The organism is Pseudomonas sp. BIGb0381 (assembly GCF_024809815.1).
Lineage (GTDB): Bacteria > Pseudomonadota > Gammaproteobacteria > Pseudomonadales > Pseudomonadaceae > Aquipseudomonas.
Genome location: NZ_JANUEN010000012.1, coordinates 215788 through 238490 on the forward strand (window position 1 = coordinate 215788; position 22703 = coordinate 238490).

At 59.0% G+C, this 22703-nt stretch carries 22 protein-coding genes; 14 read left to right on the top strand and 8 right to left on the bottom strand.

All coding sequences use genetic code 11. From position 1 onward, the window contains the following. Positions 1 to 8: 8 nt before the first annotated feature. The 4 genes from M2397_RS26545 to dksA form a co-directional block, all read right to left on the bottom strand. A complete protein-coding gene (locus M2397_RS26545; RefSeq protein ID WP_167656473.1) occupies positions 9 to 2963 on the bottom strand; it encodes a sensor histidine kinase in 2955 nt (984 codons plus the stop codon). Next, positions 2947 to 3123: a hypothetical protein gene (locus M2397_RS26550; protein ID WP_003176118.1), complete on the bottom strand. Its 177-nt coding sequence runs from the start codon at positions 3121 to 3123 to the stop codon at positions 2947 to 2949. Before M2397_RS26550 ends, M2397_RS26545 begins: the two co-directional genes overlap by 17 nt. A 62-nt stretch (positions 3124 to 3185) precedes the next feature. Beyond that, entirely contained in the window at positions 3186 to 4073 is an 888-nt protein-coding gene (gluQRS, locus tag M2397_RS26555; RefSeq protein WP_131699418.1) for a tRNA glutamyl-Q(34) synthetase GluQRS, read from the bottom strand. An 83-nt stretch (positions 4074 to 4156) separates the two neighbouring features. Continuing rightward, positions 4157 to 4591, bottom strand: a complete 435-nt coding sequence (gene dksA, locus M2397_RS26560; protein ID WP_005791430.1) for an RNA polymerase-binding protein DksA — start codon at positions 4589 to 4591, stop codon at positions 4157 to 4159. Between the two features lie 320 nt (positions 4592 to 4911). Here dksA and M2397_RS26565 point away from each other — a divergent pair, with 320 nt between their 5' ends. Both M2397_RS26565 and sfsA read left to right on the top strand, forming a co-directional pair. Next, complete coding sequence (locus M2397_RS26565) at positions 4912 to 6084, top strand: pyridoxal phosphate-dependent aminotransferase (RefSeq protein WP_131699419.1); 1173 nt, start codon at positions 4912 to 4914, stop codon at positions 6082 to 6084. Then, positions 6084 to 6794: a DNA/RNA nuclease SfsA gene (sfsA, locus tag M2397_RS26570; RefSeq protein ID WP_259244751.1), complete on the top strand. Its 711-nt coding sequence runs from the start codon at positions 6084 to 6086 to the stop codon at positions 6792 to 6794. Before M2397_RS26565 ends, sfsA begins: the two co-directional genes overlap by 1 nt. Here the strand turns inward: sfsA and M2397_RS26575 are convergent. Continuing rightward, entirely contained in the window at positions 6791 to 7108 is a 318-nt protein-coding gene (locus M2397_RS26575; RefSeq protein WP_131699421.1) for a Rieske (2Fe-2S) protein, read from the bottom strand. The genes sfsA and M2397_RS26575 overlap by 4 nt on opposite strands. A gap of 156 nt (positions 7109 to 7264) precedes the next feature. Between M2397_RS26575 and M2397_RS26580 the strand changes: the two genes are divergently transcribed. From M2397_RS26580 to M2397_RS26590, 3 genes are read left to right on the top strand one after another with little or no spacing between them, the layout of a single operon-like run. After that, the gene (locus M2397_RS26580) at positions 7265 to 8143 is read left to right on the top strand and encodes a hemin ABC transporter substrate-binding protein (protein ID WP_259244752.1); all 879 of its coding nucleotides are present in this window, start codon (positions 7265 to 7267) and stop codon (positions 8141 to 8143) included. 50 nt (positions 8144 to 8193) lie between these two features. Then, entirely contained in the window at positions 8194 to 9177 is a 984-nt protein-coding gene (locus tag M2397_RS26585; protein ID WP_167656483.1) for an iron ABC transporter permease, read from the top strand. Then, positions 9177 to 9944 carry a heme ABC transporter ATP-binding protein gene (locus tag M2397_RS26590; protein WP_259244753.1) on the top strand — a complete coding sequence of 256 codons (768 nt, stop codon included), beginning with the start codon at positions 9177 to 9179 and terminating at the stop codon, positions 9942 to 9944. Before M2397_RS26585 ends, M2397_RS26590 begins: the two co-directional genes overlap by 1 nt. A 245-nt stretch (positions 9945 to 10189) precedes the next feature. On the opposite strand, the gene M2397_RS26595 is transcribed toward M2397_RS26590, so the two are convergent. The 3 genes from M2397_RS26595 to M2397_RS26605 all read right to left on the bottom strand — a co-directional run bounded on the left by M2397_RS26595 (position 10190) and on the right by M2397_RS26605 (position 12658). Further along, the gene (locus M2397_RS26595) at positions 10190 to 10462 is read right to left on the bottom strand and encodes a TfoX/Sxy family protein (protein ID WP_105698742.1); all 273 of its coding nucleotides are present in this window, start codon (positions 10460 to 10462) and stop codon (positions 10190 to 10192) included. A 202-nt stretch (positions 10463 to 10664) separates the two neighbouring features. Beyond that, positions 10665 to 11009, bottom strand: coding sequence for a pentapeptide repeat-containing protein (locus M2397_RS26600; RefSeq protein WP_131699425.1), 345 nt, complete (start codon positions 11007 to 11009; stop codon positions 10665 to 10667). Positions 11010 to 11101: 92 nt separating this feature from the next. Next, a complete protein-coding gene (locus M2397_RS26605) occupies positions 11102 to 12658 on the bottom strand; it encodes a bifunctional aminoglycoside phosphotransferase/ATP-binding protein (RefSeq protein WP_145336538.1) in 1557 nt (518 codons plus the stop codon). A gap of 118 nt (positions 12659 to 12776) precedes the next feature. Between M2397_RS26605 and mrcB the strand changes: the two genes are divergently transcribed. From mrcB to msrQ, 9 genes are all read left to right on the top strand, one after another. Beyond that, complete coding sequence (gene mrcB, locus M2397_RS26610; protein ID WP_131699427.1) at positions 12777 to 15101, top strand: penicillin-binding protein 1B; 2325 nt, start codon at positions 12777 to 12779, stop codon at positions 15099 to 15101. A 16-nt stretch (positions 15102 to 15117) separates the two neighbouring features. Further along, a complete protein-coding gene (locus tag M2397_RS26615) occupies positions 15118 to 15852 on the top strand; it encodes a M48 family metallopeptidase (RefSeq protein ID WP_131699428.1) in 735 nt (244 codons plus the stop codon). Next, entirely contained in the window at positions 15852 to 16181 is a 330-nt protein-coding gene (locus M2397_RS26620) for a YqcC family protein (protein ID WP_131699429.1), read from the top strand. The genes M2397_RS26615 and M2397_RS26620 overlap by 1 nt, the downstream gene beginning before the upstream one ends. A 431-nt stretch (positions 16182 to 16612) precedes the next feature. Further along, positions 16613 to 18337 (top strand): acetolactate synthase 3 large subunit, encoded by a 1725-nt coding sequence (locus M2397_RS26625; protein ID WP_065925350.1) that lies wholly within the window; start codon positions 16613 to 16615, stop codon positions 18335 to 18337. Positions 18338 to 18339: 2 nt separating this feature from the next. After that, the gene (ilvN, locus tag M2397_RS26630) at positions 18340 to 18831 is read left to right on the top strand and encodes an acetolactate synthase small subunit (protein WP_003176102.1); all 492 of its coding nucleotides are present in this window, start codon (positions 18340 to 18342) and stop codon (positions 18829 to 18831) included. A gap of 47 nt (positions 18832 to 18878) precedes the next feature. After that, positions 18879 to 19895 carry a ketol-acid reductoisomerase gene (ilvC, locus tag M2397_RS26635; protein WP_003176099.1) on the top strand — a complete coding sequence of 339 codons (1017 nt, stop codon included), beginning with the start codon at positions 18879 to 18881 and terminating at the stop codon, positions 19893 to 19895. Between the two features lie 145 nt (positions 19896 to 20040). After that, positions 20041 to 20898 carry a CDP-diacylglycerol--serine O-phosphatidyltransferase gene (gene pssA / locus M2397_RS26640; RefSeq protein ID WP_053137711.1) on the top strand — a complete coding sequence of 286 codons (858 nt, stop codon included), beginning with the start codon at positions 20041 to 20043 and terminating at the stop codon, positions 20896 to 20898. 63 nt (positions 20899 to 20961) lie between these two features. Continuing rightward, positions 20962 to 21975, top strand: coding sequence for a protein-methionine-sulfoxide reductase catalytic subunit MsrP (msrP, locus tag M2397_RS26645; RefSeq protein WP_131699430.1), 1014 nt, complete (start codon positions 20962 to 20964; stop codon positions 21973 to 21975). Continuing rightward, complete coding sequence (gene msrQ, locus M2397_RS26650) at positions 21975 to 22595, top strand: protein-methionine-sulfoxide reductase heme-binding subunit MsrQ (protein ID WP_131699431.1); 621 nt, start codon at positions 21975 to 21977, stop codon at positions 22593 to 22595. The genes msrP and msrQ overlap by 1 nt, the downstream gene beginning before the upstream one ends. The last annotated feature ends 108 nt before the right edge of the window (positions 22596 to 22703 follow it).

Sequence of the window (22703 nt, forward strand, 5' to 3'; positions counted from 1 at the left end):
CGACGGTCTCAGTTCACAGCGGACGTCGCTTCGACATGACGCGGCAGGGTCACCCGAATACGGGTGCCGCGTTGGCTTTCGGTGTCAGCCGGGCTGTCGATGGTGATTTGTCCATAATGCTCTTCAACGATGGAATAGACCAGTGCAAGGCCCAGACCGGTGCCTTCACCTGGGTCCTTGGTGGTGAAAAAGGGTTCGAACAATCGGTCCATGATGTTCTGTGGGATGCCGCTGCCTTCATCTTCGACGATCAGATCGACGGTATGCTCGAAAGCCTCGGTCTTGACGCGTACTGCGCCACCGGCCGGGGTTGCATCGCGGGCGTTGGACAGCAGGTTGATCAGCACTTGGGCCAGGCGTTGTGAGTCGCCGTCGACCCAATGGTCGGGGTCGCACAAGTTGAAGAACTGTACTTCGAAATTGCGCCGGTTCAAGGCGAGCAGCCCAATGGCATCCTGGGCCACTTCGGCCAGGCACACGGCCTCATCCAGATTCTGATGGCCGCCGGCATGGGCAAAGCTCATCAGCGATTGCACGATGCGCGAGACGCGCTTGGTCTGTTCGAGGATCTGCCCGCTGATTTCGATGATTTCGCCGTCCTCCTCCCGCTCTTCCCGCAGGTTCTGCGCAAGGCACGCGATACCGGTGATCGGGTTGCCGATTTCGTGGGCCACGCCCGCTGCAAGGCGACCAATGCTGGCCAGGCGCTCGGAGTGCACCAGCTTGTCTTCGAGCATCTGGGTTTCAGTCAGGTCTTCGACCAGCAGCACCAGGCCGCTGTTACCGGGTGCCAGCGGTTCATCGATCGCGGCTTTGTGCAGGTTGAGCCAGCGCGTCTGGCCGTCGAGGGCCAGGTGTTGCTTGTGCAAATGCTCGTCGGGCAAATTGATAAAACCTTGGAGCAGTTCTTTCCACGGATCGCCCAGGGTATTCAGGCGCGAGCCCACCACCCGTTGCGCGGCGATGCCGGTGAGTTCTTCCATGGCCTTGTTCCACATCAGGATTTCCTGATCCTTGGCCAGGGAACACACGCCCATCGGCAGTTCCTGCAGGGTCTGGCGATGGTAACGGCGCAGGGCGTCGAGTTCGGCCGCCAGGCCGGTGAGGCGTGAGTGGTAATCCTCCAGCCGGCTTTCGATGAAATGGATGTCCTCGGTGACGTAGTTTTCGCCGCCGGCCTTGTACGGCAGGAAGGTTTCCACCATGTCCTGGGACACGCTGGGGCCCATCAGGCCGGACAGGTTGGCTTCGATGCGGTCGCGCAGGCGGCGCAGAGCGTAGGGGCGGCGCTCGTCGAAGGGCAGGTACAGATCGCGCAGCGCCTGCTCGACTTCCTTCTGAGCCGCCTTGGCGCCGAGGGGCTTGGCCAGTTGTGTGGCGAATTCCTGGGGTGAGGCCGCGTGCAGTTCGCGGCGTTGCGGTCGACGCACGTTATCCACCGCGCACGCCTCGGCGGCGCTGGTCTCTTCCGCGCTGGCATTGGTGAACAGTGAGATCAGGGTGAACATCAGAACGTTGGCGGCCAGCGAGGCAATCGCGGCCATGTGCCAACTGGTGTCGTCCAGCACATAGATCATGTTCAGCAGCGGAATATAGAAACCCTGCAGGTTGCCGACCAACGGCAGCAGCATCGTGACGATCCATACCAGGATCCCGGCCAGCAGCCCGGCGATAAACCCGCGGCGATTGGCGGTCGGCCAGTACAGCACCGACAACACTCCCGGCAGGAATTGCAAGGTGGCGACAAAGGCGACGATGCCCAGGTTGGCCAGGTCTTGCCCGGCGCCGAGCAGCAGGTAGAACCCGTAGCCGGCGGTGATGATCGCGACGATCAATGCGCGTCGCGTCCATTTCAGCCAGCGGTAGATATTGCCTTCGGCGGGCGGCTGGTACAGCGGTAGCACCAGGTGATTGAGGGCCATGCCCGAAAGGGCCAGCGTCGTGACGATAATCAGCCCGCTGGCAGCAGATAAGCCGCCGACGTAAGCCAGCAGCGCCAACGCTGGGCTATTGGCGGCGATACCGATACCCAGGGTGAAATACTCGGGATTGGTGGTAGCCCCCAGTTTCAGGCCGGCCCACAGGATCAGCGGCACCGCGAGGCTCATCAGCAGCAGGAACAACGGCAAGCCCCAACTGGCGCTGACCAGCGAGCGCGGGTTGAGGTTCTCGGTGAAGGTCATGTGGTACATGTGCGGCATTACGATCGCCGAGGCGAAGAACACCAGCAACAGCGTGCGCCATGGGCCTTCCTGCAACGGGGTGTGCAGGGCGGCGAGGGCGGTCTGGTTTTGCAGCAGCCACAGTTCCAGCTGTTGCGGGCCGTCGAACACGCCATAGAGCGCGTAGAGGCCAACGCCGCCGATGGCGATCAGCTTGATCACCGACTCGAACGCAATCGCAAATACCAGCCCTTCGTGTTTCTCGCGGGTGGCGATATGGCGTGACCCGAAGAAGATCGTGAACAGTGAGATCAGCGCGCAGAAGGCCAGGGCGACGCGGTGTTGCACGGGCTCGCGGGTCAGGATGCTGATGGAGTCGGCCACTGCCTGGATTTGCAGGGCCAGCAGGGGCAGCACGCCGATCAGCATGAAAATGGTGGTCAGTGCGCCGGCCCAGGTGCTGCGAAAGCGAAAGGCAAACAGGTCGGCCAGGGACGACAGTTGGTAGGTGCGGGTGATTTTCAGGATCGGATACAGCAATACCGGCGCCAGCAGAAAGGCGCCGGACACGCCAAGGTAGCTGGAGAGGAAGCCATAACCATACTGGTAGGCCAGGCCCACCGTGCCATAAAACGCCCAGGCACTGGCGTAGACGCCCAAGGACAAGGTGTAGGTCAACGGATGGCGAATGATCGCCCGCGGAATCATTCCGCGCTCACTGATCCAGGCAACGCCGAACAGTGCAGCCAGGTAGGCAGCGCTGATCAGCAGCATCTGGGTGAGGCTAAAGCTCATCGGCATCTTTTTGGCTCTGCAGGATGAAGGTCACGACGATCAGGATCAGCCACAGCAGATAGGGGCGATACCAGGCGCCCGTGGCGTCGATCCACCAATCCATGATGGCGGGGGAAAACAGGTAGATCCCGACGACCAGCAGCAGGACCAATCGATAGATGTACATGTTGGCCTCTGATTAAAAAACTGCGGCGATGGTAACGGATGGCTGGCAGGCTGCAAGCGCCTTCAGCTTAATTGCGCTTCGGCCAGCGTCAGTGCGTGCGGGATCTTGCTGGCCTCCCAGTGCACAATGCCCCAATCCAGCAACTCCCGTGGGCTGGCGTGAAGCAGTTCGTCTCCAGGCTGCTGGCCAAGGGCGCGCAGGGCTCTCAATAGCAACGGCGTGGCCTGGTCGGGACTCAGCGGCGGGGATCGATAGGATTTGCCCAGCTTGTTACCGTCCGGCTGGACGATCAACGGTACGTGCAGATAGCGCGGTTGGCGCAGGCCCAGCAACTCTTGCAGGTACAACTGGCGTGGCGTGGAGTCGAGCAGGTCGGCGCCGCGCACGATATCGGTAACCCCTTGCCAGGCATCGTCGAGCACCACGGCCAGTTGGTAGGCGTAGAGGCCATCGCGGCGACGGATGACGAAGTCGCCGACATCACGGCCCAAGTGTTGCCGGAATTCTCCTTGTACACGGTCAGTAAAGTGGTACTCCAACTCGGGGACACGCAGGCGGATGGCGGCATCCTGCTGGTCGTGGCCGGCATTTCGGCACAGGCCAGGGTAAATCCCGTCGTAGGGCTCCAGTTGTTTACGTGAACAGGTGCAGGCGTAGGCCAGGCCGTGGTTGAACATATCGTTCAGTACTTTGGCGTAGGCGTCATGCCGCTCGCTTTGTCGGACCAGTTCGCCATCCCACTCAAAACCGTAGCTCTCCAGGGCATGCAGGATTGCCGCCTGGGCGCCGGGCTCTTCGCGGGGAGGGTCAAGGTCTTCCATGCGCATCAGCCAGCGGCCATGGTTGGCGCGGGCGTCGAGGTAGGAGGCGAGGGCGGCGACCAGGGAACCGAAGTGCAGATGGCCGCTGGGCGTGGGGGCGAAACGCCCGATATAGGTAGAGGCAGTCATGGGCCGGATACTACTGGAAAATCGGCAAATCCCAGAAACAAAAATGGGGCGTTTGCACGCCCCATTCGTTCAGCTCGGCAGGATTACTTGCCGACCTGTTTTTCCTTGATTTCAGCCAAGGTCTTGCAGTCTACGCAGAGGTCCGCGGTTGGGCGGGCTTCCAGGCGACGGATGCCAATCTCGACACCGCAGGATTCGCACCAGCCGTATTCTTCGTCTTCGATCAGTTGCAGCGTCTTGTCGATTTTCTTGATCAGTTTGCGCTCGCGATCACGGGCGCGCAGTTCGAGGGCGAATTCCTCTTCCTGGCTGGCACGGTCTGCCGGGTCAGGGAAGTTGGCGGCTTCATCCTTCATATGGTCAACCGTGCGGTCGACTTCCTGCATCAAGTCCTGCTTCCACTGCTTCAGGATTTTGGAGAAGTGCTCGCGCATGGGCTTGCCCATGTATTCCTCACCCTTCGATTCAACGTAGGGTTGGAAGCCGCTGATGCTCTGTTGCTTTGCTTGGGTGGACATGAATAGACCGCCTCTCACTCTTCTAATCCATTGCGCAGGATTGCAACGTCACCGACACCTGCCGGCCCTGCGGCTGCAAGCGGGCGAACTTACCAGATAGATTCAGGGCGCGCCACTCCCGGTTGTCGAGGCCCGTCACGCAGGGGTTGCAAACTGCAGCAGCCCGCTGTGGCTGGGTATGCATCGTCTCGAATGTTGATTTTAGTCGTTTTGCAAGCGCTCGCCGGGTTCATCTTGGACGGCCAGGCAGGCAATAGAGCATGTTTTACCGCGAGGGTTCGGTAGAATCCTGATTTTGTCCTCACCGTTAAGGAAGGCTAATGGCTCAGCCCTACAGTGCGCGCAGTCGCGCCATCGAACCTTTTCATGTCATGGCGTTGCTGGCGCGAGCCAATGAGCTGCAAGCATCAGGCCATGATGTGATCCACCTGGAGATCGGGGAGCCTGATTTCACCACCGCCGAGCCGATCATCCAGGCCGGCCAGGCGGCGTTGGCCAATGGCAAGACCCGTTATACCGCTGCCCGTGGCCTGCCGGAATTGCGTGAAGCCATCAGTGGTTTCTACCAGCAGCGCTACGGTTTGAACGTGGACCCCGAGCGTATTCTGATAACGCCTGGTGGCTCTGGCGCCTTGTTGTTGGCCAGCAGCCTGCTGGTGGATCCAGGCAAGCATTGGCTGCTGGCAGACCCAGGTTACCCGTGTAACCGGCACTTCCTGCGACTGGTGGAAGGCGCCGCGCAACTGGTGCCGGTAGGCCCTGAGGTGCGTTATCAACTGACCGCTGACCTGGTGGCCAAACACTGGGATCAGGACAGCGTGGGCGCATTGGTTGCCTCCCCGGCGAATCCCACCGGCACGATCCTTACGCGCGATGAATTAGCCGGGCTTTCCGATGCAATCAAGGTGCGTAACGGCCATCTGGTGGTGGACGAGATCTATCACGGCCTGACCTACGGCACTGACGCCGCCAGCGTGCTGGAGGTCGACGATGAGGCCTTCGTCCTGAATAGTTTTTCGAAGTATTTCGGCATGACCGGCTGGCGCTTGGGTTGGCTGGTCGCGCCGCCCGCTGCAGTCGGCGAACTCGAGAAGTTGGCGCAAAACCTCTATATCAGCGCGCCCAGCATGGCCCAGTATGCAGCGCTCGCCTGCTTTACCCCGCAAACCCTGAGCATTCTGGAGGAGCGACGTGCCGAATTTGGCCGTCGTCGCGACTTCCTGTTGCCCGCCTTGCGCGAGTTGGGTTTCGGGATTGCCGTAGAGCCGGAAGGGGCGTTCTATTTGTATGCCGATATCAGTGCGTTCGGCGGAGATGCCTTCGCGTTTTGTCGTCATTTCCTTGAAACCGAGCATGTCGCATTTACACCCGGTCTGGATTTTGGTCGCTATCAAGCAGGCCATCATGTGCGCTTTGCCTACACGCAAAACCTTGAGCGACTCCAGGAGGCGGTGGAACGAATCCAGCGTGGCCTAAGGAGCTGGCAAGGCTGATGCGCTTTCATCCTCCCCTCGAGGAAGGCCGACTGATTCGCCGCTATAAGCGCTTTCTCACCGATATCGAAACCGTTACCGGCGAGTTGTTGACTATTCACTGCCCAAACACCGGTTCGATGCTCAACTGCATGGTGGAAGGCGGGCAGGTCTGGTTCAGTCGTTCCAATGACCCCAAGCGCAAGTTGCCCGGCACCTGGGAAATTGCCGAAACGCCCCAGGGCCGCTTGGCGTGCGTTAACACGGCACGCGCCAATCAGTTGGTCGAGGAGGCTTTACGCGCTGGCGTGATCACGGAACTCAACGGTTTCACCGCGTTGAAGCGTGAGGTGCCCTACGGCCAGGAAAAAAGCCGTATCGACTTTCGCCTGGAATATCCGGACGGCGCGGCTTATGTGGAAGTCAAAAGCGTCACGCTGGGGTTTGATGGCACGAGGGTTGCCGCCTTCCCCGATGCCGTGACCCAGCGTGGCGCCAAGCACCTGCGAGAGCTGGCGCATCTGGCGCGTGAAGGGGTGCGGGCAGTGCAGTTGTATTGCGTCAACCTCTCCGGGATTGACGCAGTGCGCCCGGCGCTGGAAATCGATGCCGCCTATGGTGCGGCCTTGCGCGAGGCTAAAGCTGCCGGGGTGGAAGTGTTGGCGTATGGGGTGCGCGTGACGTCCCAGGAGATTTGCGTGGATCGTCGGTTAGACGTGCTGCTTGACTAGAGATCCACCCACAGGCCCTGCTCGTCCTCGCGACCGTGCAGGGCCTTGAGGCTTTTACCTGCGCATGGGCCGGCAATGCACTCGCCGCTTTCGATCAGGAACAGCGCGCCGTGGGTGGCGCATTGGATCAGGCTGGCGCTGTCGTCAAGGAACTGGTCGGGTTGCCATTCCAGTGGGATGCCGCGGTGTGGGCAGCGGTTGATATAGAAGTAGGCGATGCCGTCCCGGCGTACCGCCAGCAGCGGCGTGCCATCAATCGTAAAACCGAGGCTGCTGTTGGGCGCGAGCGTGTCCGAGGGGCAGAGAAACTTCATTTCAATCCTTAAGTGCCTTGACGTTCAAATGCAAACAATTATCAAATGCCGGCTTCGCCCGTTAGCTGACTGGGTGCTCAGTTCGATGCCCGGCAGGGGTTATCTGTCACATCGACGGGTGCTCGAAAGGCCCTGCCCTTGGAAGGAAACCCTGTTATGCGCCTGAGTACCAGCGCTATTGCGCTTGTTGTCGGACTGCTGGTCAACCCTGGGGCGCAAGCCTCTGAACTGCCACAACGCTGGGTGAGTGCCGGTGGGGCGCTGTCGGAATGGGTCACGGCGTTGGGCGGTGAGCCGAAGTTGGTTGGCGTGGACACCACCAGCCAGCATCCTGAATCGCTCAAGGCGTTACCCAGTATCGGCTATCAGCGGCAATTGTCGGCCGAAGGCATTCTCAGCCTTCGTCCACAGGTGCTGGTGGGTACTGAAGAGATGGGGCCGCCGCCGGTGCTGGCGCAGATTCGCAGTGCAGGTGTCCAGGTCGAAATGTTCTCGGCGCAGCCGGATTTGCCGACCTTGAAGGGTAATCTTCAGCACTTGGGTAAGTTGCTGGGAGATGAGGCTAAGGCCAGTGAATTGTTTACCGGATATGAACAGGCGCTTGATCAGCAGAAAAGCTGGGTGGCCAAGGCACGGGCCTCGCAGAAGGCACCTGGCGTGTTGCTGCTGATCGGCCATGCTGGCGGCAAGCCGCTGATTGCCGGTAAGGGCACGGCGGGCGATTGGGTGTTGCAGCAGGCCGGCGGGCGTAACCTGGCCACACACAGCGGTTACAAGCCGTTTTCGGTGGAGTCGTTGGCGGGGTTGAGCCCGGATGTGCTGGTATTTGCCGACCGCGCCCTGACGGGGGACGCGGCGCGCGCGGCGTTGTTCAAGGAGAATCCGATCCTGGCTTCGACGCCGGCGGCCAAGCGTGGCCGCGTTTTCGAGCTTGACCCGACCCTGTTGGTTGGTGGGCTCGGGCCGCGTCTGCCGCAAAGTCTTGTGAAGCTCTCGGCCGGCTTTTATCCGTCACAGACTAAACCCGGCCCATGACCACTTTGGTTAAACCGAAAACGCTGTTCATCGGCCTGGCGCTGTTATGTCTGTTGGCGACCTGGCTCTCGTTGGCACTGGGGCCGGTGAGCTTGCCGCTGCTGGATACGCTCAAGGCGGCATTGCGCTTGATGGGCGTGCCGATAGAGGCGCAAGGCCTGGAACAGGCTGAGTTGATCCTGGGGCAGATTCGTTTGCCGCGTACGTTGCTCGGTTTGGCGGTTGGCGGCGTATTGGCATTGTCGGGCGTGGCCATGCAAGGGTTGTTTCGTAACCCGTTGGCCGATCCGGGGTTGGTCGGGGTTTCCAGCGGGGCGGCACTGGGGGCGGCAATCGCCATTGTCGGGGGGGCGTTTTTCGGTGGGTTACCGGATGCCTTCGGGCCTTATCTGCTGTCGCTATGCGCGTTTCTGGGCGGGCTGGGCGTGACCGCACTGGTCTATCGACTGGGACGGCGTAACGGTCAGACCAATGTGGCTACGATGCTGCTCGCCGGTATCGCACTTACTGCGCTGGCAAGCTCGGCGGTGGGCCTGTTCACCTACCTGGCGGACGACGCCACCCTGCGTACCCTGACGTTCTGGAACCTTGGCAGTCTCAACGGCGCGAGCTATTCGCGGTTATGGCCTTTATTGCTGGTCAGTGTCGGTGTGGCGCTCTGGCTACCGCGCCGGGCCAAGGCGCTGAATGCGCTGTTGCTCGGCGAATCGGAGGCCAGTCACCTGGGTATTGATGTTGAAGGGCTCAAGCGCGAGTTGGTGTTCTGTACTGCATTAGGGGTAGGCGCTGCGGTGGCTGCGGCGGGCATGATCGGTTTTGTCGGGCTGGTGGTGCCGCATCTGGTCAGGTTGCTGGCCGGGCCAGATCACCGCGTGCTGTTGCCGGCTTCGATATTGGCGGGCGCGAGTTTGTTGCTGTTTGCCGATTTGGTCGCGCGACTGGCCCTGGCGCCGGCTGAACTGCCGATTGGTATCGTGACTGCATTTATTGGTGCGCCATTTTTTCTTTACCTGTTGTTGCGGGGGCGTGCCTGATGCTGCGTGTTGAAGACCTGCAGATCCGGCGTGGCCACAAGGTCGTGCTGGCGGATGTCACTCTGGATCTGCTACCGGGTGAAGTGCTCGGTGTGCTGGGCCCCAATGGCGCGGGTAAGAGTACGTTGCTGGGGGCGTTGTGCGGTGAGTTACACCCCGATCAGGGCAGGGTGTGGCTGGGTCAGCAGGCGTTGAAAGACTGGAGCGGACCGCAGCGCGCGCAGCGGCTGGCGGTGTTGCCACAAACCTCGACCCTGGACTTCGCGTTCCGTGTCGAAGAGGTGGTCGGCATGGGCCGTTTGCCCCATCAGACGGGGCGTGTGCGCGATGATGAAATTATCCACGCAGCCTTGCAGGCGGCGGATGTCGCACACTTGAATGGTCGCAGTTACTTGGCTCTTTCGGGCGGCGAGCGTCAACGTGTGCACTTGGCGCGGGTGCTCGCGCAACTATGGCCGGGTGAGGCGGGGCAGACATTACTGCTGGATGAGCCGACATCGATGCTGGATCCCCTGCATCAACACATGACCCTGCAAGCGATTCGCACCTTTGCCGATCGTGGTGCGGCGGTGCTGGTGATCCTCCATGACCTCAACCTGGCAGCGCGCTACTGTGATCGCATTTTGCTGTTGGAGCAGGGGCGTCCCCACGCGCTGGATACACCGGCGCAGGTGCTGCGGCCCGAGCCACTTAAAGCCGTATTTGGCTTGGAAGTATTGGTACAGCCGCACCCGGAGCGTGGACATCCGTTAATCATTGCACGCTGAGGCGTGCTTTTTCACAGGCAAAAAAAGACCCGGCAAAAGCCGGGTCAAATAACCGTGATTAGCCTGATGAGGAGATAATCTGAGAGTCCGAACCAATGGTCTTTCAGTTATCGGCTGATCTCGCGACCAGTTGTGATAATCATAACGATTCTCATTTGAGAGTCAACAATTGTTTTTGAATGATCTTCTGTTTTTCTCAAACGTCCGTTTGAAGTGTGCATAACCATTGAGTTTTGCAGGACGATCTAGTTCTTCTGACGCGCTGAAATAGCATCCAGCTGGCGGTTCAACGCTTCCTTACGCTCGACCGGGATGTCGTTCCAGTGCACGTCCATCAGTGCCCCTTCGATCGCATAAAGCAAAACTTTTGATGCGCGGAACCCACGAGTCCTTACGGCTCGATAGGCATCGACCGCTCCCAGGCGACGCAAGTCGGATGCACTGTGGATGCCCACCGCATGCAGCCACTGCGCTGACGTCTTGCCAAGGTTTTTCAGGTGTTGCAGCTCATCGTTCATCAAGCCTCCTTGCGACGGCCGAATGGTGCGGTGGGTATCGTAACCAGGCAAGCCTGAACAGGAGTGTAGCGCTCAGTAGGAAAAGCGTGGTTCTTTGGTCCGAAACGGCCCAAAAGCTTATAAGAATGGCGCGGGAATTTTGACGGCGGGCAGGAGGGAAGTGCCCGCTACGCATTGCGCGTAGTCGGGCTTGAGTTGAGTGTTACTTGGTGCGGTAGCGCAGGCGCGTGCCGAAATTGACCGACATGAGAATCTCATCGGCAGTCAATTCAGGCGGGAAGTAGGTGCCCGAAATCTGCGCATGGGCGAGGCTGGCGCCTTCCAGGGAGCAGTTGCGCAAATCCAGGCCGCGCAAGTCGGTGGAGCGGAAATACGCGTCGGTGAAATCTACACCGGCCGCGTTCAGGTCGCGCAAGTCCAGACCACGGAAGTCGCCGCCGCGCATGTCGATAATGCCGTCTGCTGGGCGTGCCTGATTGAAACCACGAATATCGTCTTTATGCAGGAGTGCGTAGAGCGGTGTATCTAGAAGCTTGGGCTGACTCATGAAAACGACTCCTGTTGGATTTATGACGCCATTATAGTGCCACTATTTCTTGGGCGTGCGTCCAAGTAGACGACACGACCAAGAAATTTTTCTTACAGGCCTGGCAGGCGCTGGCGAATTTGTGCGACTAGCGCATCGAGGGTTCCGCTTTGATTGGTCTCGACGCGTTTACTCAGTAACAGTTCTTCGGCGGTCAGTGGGTCACGGTTGGCCTGCTGTTCTTCTATAACGACCAGCGTAGCGTCGGACGGATCGTTTTTGTCGGCCTGACGTTGCGCCAACCAACTGGTGATAACGGCTTGTGGCGCGTTGCAGTCCAGGATCAGGAACGGCGCGCCCGTGGCTTCGGCCACCTTGGCTGCTGCGTCGCGTTGTTCGCGTTTGAGGAAGGTGGCATCCAGTACTACGGGGAAGCCGGCACGCAGCACGGTATCCGCGATGTCATTCAAGCGAGCGTAGGTCCTGGCGCTGGCGTCGGACGCATAGATGCCGGCCTGTGGCGTGTTTTCGACCTGCTGCTCGCCGAACATGCGCTTGCGCTCCACGTCCGAGCGCAGGCGTACAGCGCCCAATGCTTCCACCAGGCGCATGGCAACGTGGCTTTTGCCGACTGCCGAGACACCGTGGGTAATTGCCAGGAAGCGCGATGGAATGGTGCTGTAGCTTTCCGCCAGGTTGGCGTAGTTGCGGTATTGGCGCAGGGTCGTGGCGCGTTGCACCGGGCTTGCCTCGCTCGGCATGCTGAACAGCGCCACCTTGGCACGTACCAGGGCGCGGTAGGCTTTATAGAAGTTCAGCACTTCAAGGCCCTGATAGTCACCGGTCAGCTCCAGGTACTGGCTGATAAAGCGGCGGGCCAGGGACTTGAGGCCTCGGTCTTCCAGGTCCATGGCCAGGAAAGCGGTGTCGGCGTACACATCGGTGAAGCGAAACGGCTCGTTGAACTCAATGCAGTCGAAGATCACTACCTTGCCGTCAATCAAAGTGGCGTTACCGAGGTGGATGTCACCGTGGCACTCGCGGGTGAAACCGTCGAGCTTGCGCTGTGCCAGCAGCGGTTTCAGGCGCTCGAAACTGCTTTCGGCCCAGGCTTGCAGGGCTTCCAGTTGAATCAGGTCGGCCTTGTCGCTGAGGAATGGACGGATCTGGTCGAAGTTCTGCCGTACCGGCGCCATCACTTCATCGGGGGTGCCAGCTGCGTGGTCTTGCGGCACTTTTGGTGCGGTGAGGTGAAAGTGCGCGATCTGCGTGGCCATTTCATCGATGTGCGTGGCGGTCAGTTCGCCATTGGCTTGCAGGGTGCTGAGCAGTTGGCTTTGCGGGAACTGACGCATCTTCAGTGCGTATTCGATCACCGGGCCGTCGCCACCCAATTGCGGGGCGTCGGCAGTGCCGGTAATCGGCAACACTTCCAGATACAGATCCGTTGTCAGACGTTGGTTGAGGCGCAGTTCTTCGTTGCAGAAGTGCCCGCGTTTTTCCAGGTCGGTGAAGTCCAGAAACCCGAAGTTCATCGGTTTTTTCAATTTATAGGCGTAGGGGCCAGTCAAGATGACCCATGAAATATGCGTTTCGATGACCTGGAACGCTTCAACCGGATGAGGGTACAAAGCCGGGTTTTGCAGGGCTGCGATCAGTGACTGGCTCACGGGCGATCCTTCAGAGTCGGGGGGGAATCATGGCGCGCATTATGGCTGGTACGGGCGGTCATGCAAACCGCTGTCCGGCTCATGTTGATCATCAATAAAGTGCGTATAATCCGCCGCCATGACTCGATCCCGATCTCCCCGTTCCCGTAAAAAACCTCCTTCCCGCGGCCTGCGCCCGTGGCTTGGCTGGGCGCTCAAGCTCGGCCTGGTAGGGCTTGTGGTGCTCGCCGGCTTTGCGGTGTACCTCGACGCTGTGGTCCAGGAGAAATTCTCCGGCAAGCGCTGGACTATCCCGGCCAAGGTGTATGCACGCCCGCTGGAATTGTTCACCGGCCAGAAGCTGAGCAAGGATGACTTCCTCACCGAACTCGACGCCCTGGGCTATCGACGCGAACCCGTGAGCAATGGCCCGGGAGCTGCGGCGGTCAGCGGGAATACCGTCGACCTCAATACTCGCGGTTTTCAGTTCTATGAAGGCCTGGAAAAAGCCCAGCCGGTGCGTGTGCGCTTCTCCGGCGACTATGTAGCCGAGCTGTCGTCCCTCAACGGCTCGAAGTTGCCGGTGGTACGCCTTGAACCGCTGATGATCGGCGGGATTTACCCGAAGAATCTTGAAGATCGCATCCTGATCAAGCTTGATCAGGTACCGCCGTATCTACTGGAAACGTTGGTGGCTGTGGAGGACCGCGACTTTTATAGTCACTGGGGCGTTTCGCCGAAGTCGATTGCCCGTGCCGTCTGGGTGAATATTTCCGGCGGCAAGATGACCCAGGGCGGCAGTACGCTGACCCAGCAGTTGGTGAAGAACTTCTACCTGACCAACGAGCGCAGCCTGACCCGCAAGCTCACCGAAGCTATGATGGCGATGCTGCTTGAGCTGCACTACAGCAAGCAGGAAATCCTTGAGGCGTACCTCAACGAGGTATTCGTCGGCCAGGATGGGCAACGCGCCGTGCACGGTTTCGGTTTGGCCAGCCAGTTCTTCTTCGGCCAACCGCTGTCCGAGTTGAAGTTGCATCAAGTCGCCTTGTTGGTAGGCATGGTCAAGGGGCCTTCCTATTACAACCCGCGTCGCAATCCGGAGCGTGCGCTGGAGCGCCGTAACCTGGTGCTCGATGTGCTTGAACAGCAAGGCGTTGCCACGGCGGAGCAAGTTGCCGCGGCGAAGAAAATGCCTCTGGGTGTGACAACCCGCGGGAAGTTGGCGGACAGTTCGTTCCCAGGCTTTATCGATCTGGTAAAGCGCCAATTGCGTGAAGACTACCGCGACGAAGACTTGACCGAAGAAGGCCTTCGGATCTTCACCAGCTTCGACCCGATTCTGCAGATGAAGGCAGAAGCATCGGTCAACGACACCTTCAAGCGCCTGACGGGCCGTAAGGGCGCCGATGAAGTAGAAGCCGCAATGGTGGTGACCAACCCGGAAACCGGTGAAGTCCAGGCCATGATCGGCAGTCGCCAGGCCAGCTTTGCCGGTTTCAATCGCGCACTGGATGCCGTGCGGCCGATCGGCTCGCTGGTCAAGCCGGCGGTCTACCTGACGGCGCTGGAAAAGCCGAGCAAATACACCCTCACCAGTTGGCTGTCGGATGACCCGCTGTCGGTCAAAGGGGGCGACGGCCAGGTTTGGACGCCGCAGAACTTTGATCGCCGCTCCCACGGCACGGTGTTCCTGTATCAGGGCTTGGCGCACTCCTACAACATTTCCACGTCTCGGCTCGGCTTGGAGGTTGGCGTGCCGAATGTCCTCAAGACACTGGCTCGTCTGGGTATCACCCGCGAATTCCCGGCCTTTCCATCGATCCTGCTCGGCGCTGGCGCCATGACGCCGATCGAAGTGGCGACGATGTACCAGACCCTCGCCAACGGTGGCTTCAATACGCCGATGCGCGGGATCCGCAGTGTACTGACAGCCGAGGGTGAGCCGCTCAAGCGCTATCCGTTCCAGATTCAGCAGCGTTTCGATGCGGGCTCCATCTATCTGATCCAGAACGCCATGCAGCGCGTGATGCGTGAAGGTACCGGTAGCTCGGTCTATAAGGTTTTGCCTTCCAACCTGACACTGGCGGGTAAGACCGGTACCAGTAACGACTCGCGTGACAGCTGGTTCGCAGGTTTCGGCCAGGATGTGCTCGCAGTGGTGTGGCTGGGTCGTGACGACAACGGCAAGACGCCGTTCACCGGTGCCACCGGCGCATTGCAGGTCTGGACCAGTTTCATGCGCAAGGCCGACCCGCTGCCGTTGAACATGCCGCAGCCGGATAACATCGTGCAGGCCTGGATTGATCCGCATACCGGCCAGGGCTCCGATGCCAACTGTCCGGGCGCGGTGCAGATGCCGTATATTCGCGGCAGCGAACCACCACCCGGTGCTGCGTGCGGTGGCGGTGCCCCTGCAGATGCGGAATCGGTGATGGATTGGGTCAAGGGCTGGATGAATTAAGCAAAGAGGGTTTCAAGTGAACAAGTGGTGGATTCCAGCTATTACAGCTCTGGCTTTGCTCGGCGGTTGCTCCAGCGTGCAGCGCGGCTCTATTCCGGTTGTGGATTCGAGCACAGCTGTCTCCAATAATGACCGGATCTCGGCCAATGGCGGTTTCCGCCAAACCGTGACCAACCGTCCGGCCCAGGCCAGGCCTCAGGCCGTGCCACAGGACTCGGGTGTGGTAGTGATGGTGCCGGGCGGCGGTGCTGCTACCGCGGCGCCAATCAGTGCCGAGCCTTGGACGCCTGGGCCAAGCACCTCCGGGCCGATCGATTCCGCGCCAATGCAGACCGCGCCGATCAACCAGGGCACCTACAACATGCCGTCGACGCCGAGTGGCATTCCATCGTCCTCCAGCGCTGGCGGCTTGTCAGCCGACGAACAATTGGATGGTCCGGTGCTGGCGTTGCTGACCACTGCCCAGCAACAGCAGGCGGGTGGTGACTTGAATGGTGCGTCCTCCAGCCTTGAGCGTGCGCAACGTGTTGCTCCGCGCGAGCCGCAAGTGCTGTATCGCCTTGCCCAGGTACGCATGGCCCAGGGCGATGCGCCGCAGGCCGAACAATTCGCTCGTCGTGGTCTCACGCTGGCCAGCGGTCGTCCCGACCTGCAAGCCAGCTTGTGGGCTTTGATCGGCGATGCGCGTGCCGCACAAGGTGACGCTGCCGGCGCTGCCCAGGCTCGGCAAAAAGCCAAGGTCAACCTCTGATGGATGCACGGTTTCCCGCGATTGCCGAACAGTTATTGCTGATTGAGCGCGAATTACGCGTGCAGGGCTGGTGGGATGAAGTGTCCCCCAGCGCCGAGGCGCTCGGCAGCGTCGAGCCGTTTGCGGTAGACACACTGGACTTCCACCAGTGGTTGCAATGGATCTTCCTGGTGCGCATGAAACAGATCCTCGAACAGGACCTGCCGCTGCCGAATGCTTCAGGCATTCTCGAAATGGCCGAGATGGTTTATGCCGATCGGCCGCGAGAGAGCCTGGGCTTGCGTAATGCGCTGAAAAAGTTCGATCAACTGATCGTCGACGCTCGTTAATTGCCTGGCTGCCGGTTTTTCCGGCAGTCTTGCGCACATTTCTACCGCTTGACGACATTCAGGCGAGTTTTATCCCTCCTCAAAGCCCTTTCTTCTACGTTCTCATGCGCTTAGTTGGAAAAAAGCGCAATTATTGCTTGACTTGAGAGGCCTGAAACAGAAGAATCCAAAGTCCGCTGTATCGGGACTGCCAGAAGCAGGCCCGCTCAGCAGATCATGAGGCGCACATCCGCGCCGACCTGTTACACCCGCAACGCGTTACCTCGCGCTGGGTGGGAAAAGCCCGCAACACTTGGGACGATCCCAATACTTGCTCAGTCAGTGCTGACGTAGTCGGCGACCACCGTCGCTCATGCTCTGTTGAGAAGTAAACCTATTAAGACCCGTCGGTTTTTAACGGACGGTATTCTGGCGTTTTAGAGGTGAACAACGTGGAGCTTTTATCTGGCGGTGAGATGCTCGTCCGCTTTTTGCGTGACGAAGGCGTCGACTATATCTACGGGTACCCAGGTGGTGCTCTGCTGCATGTTTACGACGCGCTGTTCAAGGAACCAGCTGTTACCCACATCCTGGTTCGCCACGAACAAGCCGCGACCCATATGGCTGACGGTTATGCCCGTGCCACCGGTAAAGCCGGTGTGGTACTGGTAACGTCCGGCCCAGGCGCAACCAATGCCATTACTGGCATCGCGACTGCTTATATGGACTCCATCCCGATGGTGATCATTTCCGGCCAGGTGCCAAGCACCATGGTGGGGACCGATGCGTTCCAGGAAACCGACATGATCGGTATCTCCAGGCCGATCGTGAAACACAGCTTCATGATCAAGCATGCGTCGGAAATCCCGGACGTCATGAAAAAGGCCTTCTACCTCGCACAGTCCGGTCGCCCGGGTCCTGTCGTGGTCGATATCCCGAAAGACATGACCAACCCGGCTGAGAAATTCGAATACGTTTTCCCGAAGAAAGCCAAGCTGCGCTCTTACAGCCCGGCCGTTCGCGGGCACTCGGGGCAAATCCGCAAGGCGGCAGAGATGCTCCTGGCGGCCAAGCGTCCAGTGCTGTACTCGGGGGGTGGCGTGATCCTGGGTGGCGGTTCTGCACCGCTGACCGAGCTGGCCAAACTGCTCAACCTGCCGGTAACCAACACCCTGATGGGCCTTGGCGCCTTCCCGGGTACGGACCGTCAGTTCGTGGGTATGCTGGGCATGCATGGCAGCTACACCGCCAACCTGACCATGCACCACGCCGACGTGATCCTGGCAGTGGGCGCACGTTTTGATGATCGCGTGATCAATGGCGCGAGCAAATTCTGCCCTAATGCCAAGATCATCCATATCGACATCGACCCGGCGTCCATCTCCAAGACCATCAAGGCCGACGTGCCGATCGTAGGTCCTGTGGAAAGTGTATTGACCGAGATGGTCGCTGCGCTCAAGGACATCGGCGAAACGCCGAACAAGGAATCCGTTGCCAGTTGGTGGAAGCAGATCGACGAATGGCGCGGTGATCGCGGCCTGTTCCCTTACGACAAGGGCGATGGCAGCATCATCAAGCCACAAACCGTGATCGAAACCCTCTGCGAAGTGACCAAGGGCGACGCCTTTGTGACCTCCGATGTCGGCCAGCACCAGATGTTTGCCGCGCAGTACTACAAGTTCGACAAGCCTAACCGCTGGATCAACTCCGGTGGCCTGGGCACGATGGGCTTTGGTTTCCCAGCAGCCATGGGTGTGAAACTGAGTTTCCCGGACTCTGACGTTGCGTGCGTCACCGGGGAAGGCAGCATTCAGATGAACATCCAGGAACTGTCGACGTGCCTGCAGTACGGCCTTCCTGTGAAGATTGTCTGCTTGAACAACGGCGTGCTGGGCATGGTTCGTCAGTGGCAGGACATGAGCTACGGTAGCCGTCACTCCCATTCCTACATGGAATCGTTGCCGGATTTCATCAAGTTGGTTGAAGCCTATGGCCACGTTGGCATTCGCATCACCGATCTGAAAGATCTGAAGCCGAAGATGGAAGAAGCGTTCGCCATGAAGGACCGCCTGGTGTTCCTCGATATTCAGGTCGATACCAGCGAGCACGTCTACCCGATGCAGATCAAAGACGGCTCTATGCGCGATATGTGGCTGAACAAGACGGAGCGTACTTAATCATGCGGCACATTATCTCCCTGCTTCTGGAGAACGAACCCGGCGCTCTGTCTCGTGTTGTCGGCCTGTTTTCGCAACGCAACTACAACATCGAAAGCCTGACCGTGGCGCCGACCGAAGACCCGACTTTGTCGCGCCTGACGTTGACCACCGTGGGCCACGATGAGGTGATCGAGCAGATCACCAAGAACCTCAACAAGCTGATCGAAGTAGTCAAGCTGGTCGACCTGTCGGAGAGTGCCCACATCGAGCGCGAGCTGATGTTGGTTAAAGTCAAGGCCACGGGTGCCCAGCGTGCCGAGATCAAGCGCACTACCGATATTTATCGCGGGCAGATCGTCGATGTGAGCGCCAGCGTTTATACCGTTCAGCTGACCGGTACGAGCGACAAACTGGACAGCTTCATCCAGTCGATCGGGACGGCCTCGATTCTGGAAACGGTACGCAGTGGTGTCACCGGGATTGCCCGTGGCGACAAAGTACTCAGCATCTAACCCAAATTAGCGAATGGCCTTACGGCCTGGATATATAGAGGAACCTCATGAAAGTTTACTACGATAAAGATTGTGACCTGTCGATCATCCAGGGCAAGAAAGTCGCCATCATCGGCTACGGCTCCCAGGGGCACGCGCAAGCTTGCAACCTGAAAGACTCTGGCGTTGACGTAACTGTTGGCCTGCGTAAAGGCTCAGCCACCGTTGCCAAGGCTGAAGCCCACGGCCTGAAAGTGACTGACGTTGCTTCCGCTGTTGCTGCTGCCGACCTGGTCATGATCCTGACCCCTGACGAGTTCCAGTCCGCGCTGTACAAGAACGAAATCGAGCCGAACATCAAGAAGGGAGCCACCCTGGCGTTCTCCCACGGCTTCGCGATCCACTACAACCAGGTTGTGCCGCGCGCTGACCTCGACGTGATCATGATCGCGCCGAAAGCACCGGGCCACACCGTACGTTCGGAGTTCGTCAAAGGCGGCGGTATCCCTGACCTGATCGCGATCTACCAGGATGCTTCGGGCAACGCCAAGAACGTTGCGCTGTCTTACGCTGCTGGCGTAGGTGGCGGTCGTACCGGCATCATCGAAACCACCTTCAAGGACGAGACCGAAACCGACCTGTTCGGCGAGCAAGCCGTTCTGTGCGGCGGTACCGTTGAGCTGGTTAAAGCCGGTTTCGAAACCCTGGTTGAAGCTGGCTACGCGCCGGAAATGGCCTACTTCGAATGCCTGCACGAACTGAAACTGATCGTTGACCTCATGTACGAAGGCGGTATCGCCAACATGAACTACTCGATCTCCAACAACGCCGAATACGGCGAGTACGTGACTGGCCCGGAAGTGATCAACGCCGAGTCCCGCCAGGCTATGCGCAACGCCCTGAAACGTATTCAGGATGGCGAATACGCCAAAATGTTCATCAGCGAAGGTGCTACCGGCTACCCTTCGATGACCGCCAAGCGTCGTAATAACGCCGCTCACGGTATCGAAGTCATCGGTGAGCAACTGCGCTCCATGATGCCGTGGATCGGTGCCAACAAGATCGTCGACAAAGCCAAAAACTAAGTCGTACGTATCAACAGAAAACGCGGCTTAGGCCGCGTTTTTTCGTTTGGGGAGCGGGTTCTGGTATAAAGCTGCATCGTTTGCGGGCGAACAGTCGCCGCAAGTATTGGTCGAATTTTTTTCACACCGTTGCAAGGTAAAGTCCATGAGCGAACGTCCCGAAGAGCCAAACCAGGCTTCTGACGCCGAAAGCCTGCTGCCGATCGATGAGCATGTCGAAGAAGGGCATGACGCTGAAGGCCGCAAGGTCCGGCATCGTGGCATCTATTTGCTGCCCAATCTGTTCACTACGGCAAACTTGTTTGCCGGGTTCTATTCCATCATCAACTCAATGAGTGCCCAAAGCGCCCTGGCGGCCGGTGATGCGGCGAGCGCCAGCAAGTATTTCGGCTTTGCTGCCATCGCAATTTTCGTGGCCATGGTGCTGGATGGCCTTGATGGTCGTGTGGCGCGCATGACCAACACCCAAAGCGCTTTCGGTGCCGAGTATGACTCGCTGTCGGACATGGTTGCCTTTGGTGTTGCGCCTGCACTGCTGGCCTTCGCCTGGGCGCTCGGTGATATGGGTAAGGTTGGCTGGATGGTCGCCTTCATCTATGTCGCGGGTGCAGCGTTGCGTCTGGCTCGCTTCAATACCCAGGTGGGTACTGCTGATAAACGTTACTTCATTGGCCTGGCCAGCCCGGCAGCGGCGGGGGTGGTGGCGGGTATCGTCTGGGCGTTCAGCGACTACGGCATCCAGGGTTCGAAAATGTCGTTCCTGGTGGCGTTGATGGTTGCTGCGGCCGGTATGCTGATGGTGAGCAATATCAAGTACAACAGCTTCAAGGAGCTTGATCTCAAAGGGCGTGTACCTTTCGTGGCGATCCTGGCAGTGGTACTGGTGTTTGCGGTGGTCTTCAGTGACCCTCCTCGGATTCTGCTATTGGCTTTCCTGGTCTACGCCGCTTCGGGGCCGATTCAGTACTTGCTGCATATGCGTCGGGACAAAACGTTGCCTTAATGTAATTTCCCCCATACTCCGCAGTCTATTGGTGCATCAGTTCTCCAATGCTGCGGAGTTGCCATGTTAATCAAATTGCCCAAAGCGTCCGATTGCCAAGAATCGGATGTCACGCCTGAATCCTTCTACCTTTCTCGCCGTAGCTTGCTCGGTGGTGCGCTTGCCGGCATTGCTGCCAGCAGCCTGCCGCGTTGGGCCAGTGCAGAAGAGGCAGCGCGTTATCCCGATGTTGAGTCTGGCAAGGCGCCCAATTGGTTTGCCGAAAAATTGCCGGAAACGAAATGGCAGGCGGTGACGGTCAAGGATGAGTCCATCACCCCGTTCAAGGACGCAACCCACTACAACAACTTCTATGAGTTCGGTACAGACAAGGGCGATCCTGCGAAAAATGCAGGCTCACTCAAGACCGAGCCTTGGAGTGTGGTGATTGATGGTGAGGTCGCAAAGCCGGGGCGTTATGCCCTTGAAGACTTCATGAAGCCCTATCAGCTAGAAGAGCGGATCTACCGTTTGCGCTGTGTCGAGGCGTGGTCGATGGTCATTCCGTGGATGGGTTTTCCGATCTCTGCCTTGCTCAAGCAGGTTGAGCCTACCTCCAAGGCTAAATACATCCGCTTTGAAACCCTCCAGGATGCCAAGAGTATGCCTGGGCAGCGTTCGAGTTTTGGCTTGATCGACTGGCCTTATGTAGAAGGGCTGCGTCTGGATGAGGCGATGAACCCTTTGGCGATTCTTGCCGTTGGCATGTATGGGCGCGAGTTGCCCAATCAGAACGGTGCACCCTTACGTCTGGTCGTGCCTTGGAAGTACGGTTTCAAGAGCGTGAAATCCATCGTGCGTATAAGCCTTGTAAGCGAGCAGCCCAAAACCACTTGGCAGAGTATCGCGGCGGATGAATATGGCTTCTATGCGAATGTGAACCCTACGGTGGATCATCCCCGCTGGACCCAGGCGCGGGAGCGTCGTCTGCCAAGTGGCCTGTTCAGTCCCAATGTGCGTGAGACGCAGATGTTCAATGGATACTCGGATGAGGTTGCCTCTTTATATACAGGCCTTGATCTGCGGAAGAACTACTGATGCGCTACCCCATCTGGCGCGTTGTCGTTTTTATAGCTGCGGCAGTGTGGCCGTTGTTATGGCTATATGAGGCGTGGAGTTTTGCCTTGGGGCCGGATCCGGGCAAGGTGCTGGTTGACCGGCTTGGCTTGGGCGCTTTGATCCTCTTGCTGATTACCCTCGGCATGACGCCGTTGCAGAAACTGAGCGGTTGGGCGGGGTGGATCGCGGTGCGCCGGCAGCTTGGATTGTGGTGCTTTGTTTATGTAGTGCTGCATTTAGCGGCTTACTGTGTGTTTGTCCTGGGACTGGATTGGTCGCAATTGGGTGTGGAGCTGCGTAAGCGGCCCTACATTATTGTGGGGGCGCTAGGGTTCTTGTCTTTGTTGGTGTTGGCGGTCACGTCTAATCGCTATAGCCAGCGCCGACTGGGTAGTCGTTGGAAGAAGCTGCATCGCATGGTGTATGTAATTCTTGGGCTTGGTTTGCTGCATATGTTGTGGATCGTGCGGGCTGATCTGAAGGAATGGGCTATCTATGCTTCTATAGGTGCGCTGCTTCTGGTGTTGCGTGTACCGCCAGTAGCGCGCCGAATCCCCCGACTTATTACTAAAAAAGCGCCCTCTGCAACAAAAGCGTAATTAACGCTTGACCGCAGATCCTAGAAGTCTATAATTCGCCCCACTTCCGGCGCAGTCGAAACGTAAAACTCCTTGGTAAACAAAGAGTTATGCAGGATTAGACGGCGA

Excerpts from the sequence above, each read along its gene's own strand:
- msrQ (WP_131699431.1), top strand. The coding sequence starts at position 21,975 with ATGCGCTACCCCATCTGGCGCGTTGTCGTTTTTATAGCTGCGGCAGTG.
- M2397_RS26580 (WP_259244752.1), top strand. The coding sequence starts at position 7,265 with ATGCGCCTGAGTACCAGCGCTATTGCGCTTGTTGTCGGACTGCTGGTC.
- M2397_RS26600 (WP_131699425.1), bottom strand. The coding sequence starts at position 11,009 with ATGAGTCAGCCCAAGCTTCTAGATACACCGCTCTACGCACTCCTGCAT.
- M2397_RS26590 (WP_259244753.1), top strand. The coding sequence starts at position 9,177 with ATGCTGCGTGTTGAAGACCTGCAGATCCGGCGTGGCCACAAGGTCGTG.
- M2397_RS26575 (WP_131699421.1), bottom strand. The coding sequence starts at position 7,108 with ATGAAGTTTCTCTGCCCCTCGGACACGCTCGCGCCCAACAGCAGCCTC.
- dksA (WP_005791430.1), bottom strand. The coding sequence starts at position 4,591 with ATGTCCACCCAAGCAAAGCAACAGAGCATCAGCGGCTTCCAACCCTAC.
- M2397_RS26550 (WP_003176118.1), bottom strand. The coding sequence starts at position 3,123 with ATGTACATCTATCGATTGGTCCTGCTGCTGGTCGTCGGGATCTACCTG.
- M2397_RS26595 (WP_105698742.1), bottom strand. The coding sequence starts at position 10,462 with ATGAACGATGAGCTGCAACACCTGAAAAACCTTGGCAAGACGTCAGCG.
- M2397_RS26545 (WP_167656473.1), bottom strand. The coding sequence starts at position 2,963 with ATGCCGATGAGCTTTAGCCTCACCCAGATGCTGCTGATCAGCGCTGCC.
- pssA (WP_053137711.1), top strand. The coding sequence starts at position 20,041 with ATGAGCGAACGTCCCGAAGAGCCAAACCAGGCTTCTGACGCCGAAAGC.
- ilvN (WP_003176102.1), top strand. The coding sequence starts at position 18,340 with ATGCGGCACATTATCTCCCTGCTTCTGGAGAACGAACCCGGCGCTCTG.
- M2397_RS26565 (WP_131699419.1), top strand. The coding sequence starts at position 4,912 with ATGGCTCAGCCCTACAGTGCGCGCAGTCGCGCCATCGAACCTTTTCAT.
- msrP (WP_131699430.1), top strand. The coding sequence starts at position 20,962 with ATGTTAATCAAATTGCCCAAAGCGTCCGATTGCCAAGAATCGGATGTC.
- gluQRS (WP_131699418.1), bottom strand. The coding sequence starts at position 4,073 with ATGACTGCCTCTACCTATATCGGGCGTTTCGCCCCCACGCCCAGCGGC.
- ilvC (WP_003176099.1), top strand. The coding sequence starts at position 18,879 with ATGAAAGTTTACTACGATAAAGATTGTGACCTGTCGATCATCCAGGGC.
- M2397_RS26620 (WP_131699429.1), top strand. The coding sequence starts at position 15,852 with ATGGATGCACGGTTTCCCGCGATTGCCGAACAGTTATTGCTGATTGAG.
- mrcB (WP_131699427.1), top strand. The coding sequence starts at position 12,777 with ATGACTCGATCCCGATCTCCCCGTTCCCGTAAAAAACCTCCTTCCCGC.
- sfsA (WP_259244751.1), top strand. The coding sequence starts at position 6,084 with ATGCGCTTTCATCCTCCCCTCGAGGAAGGCCGACTGATTCGCCGCTAT.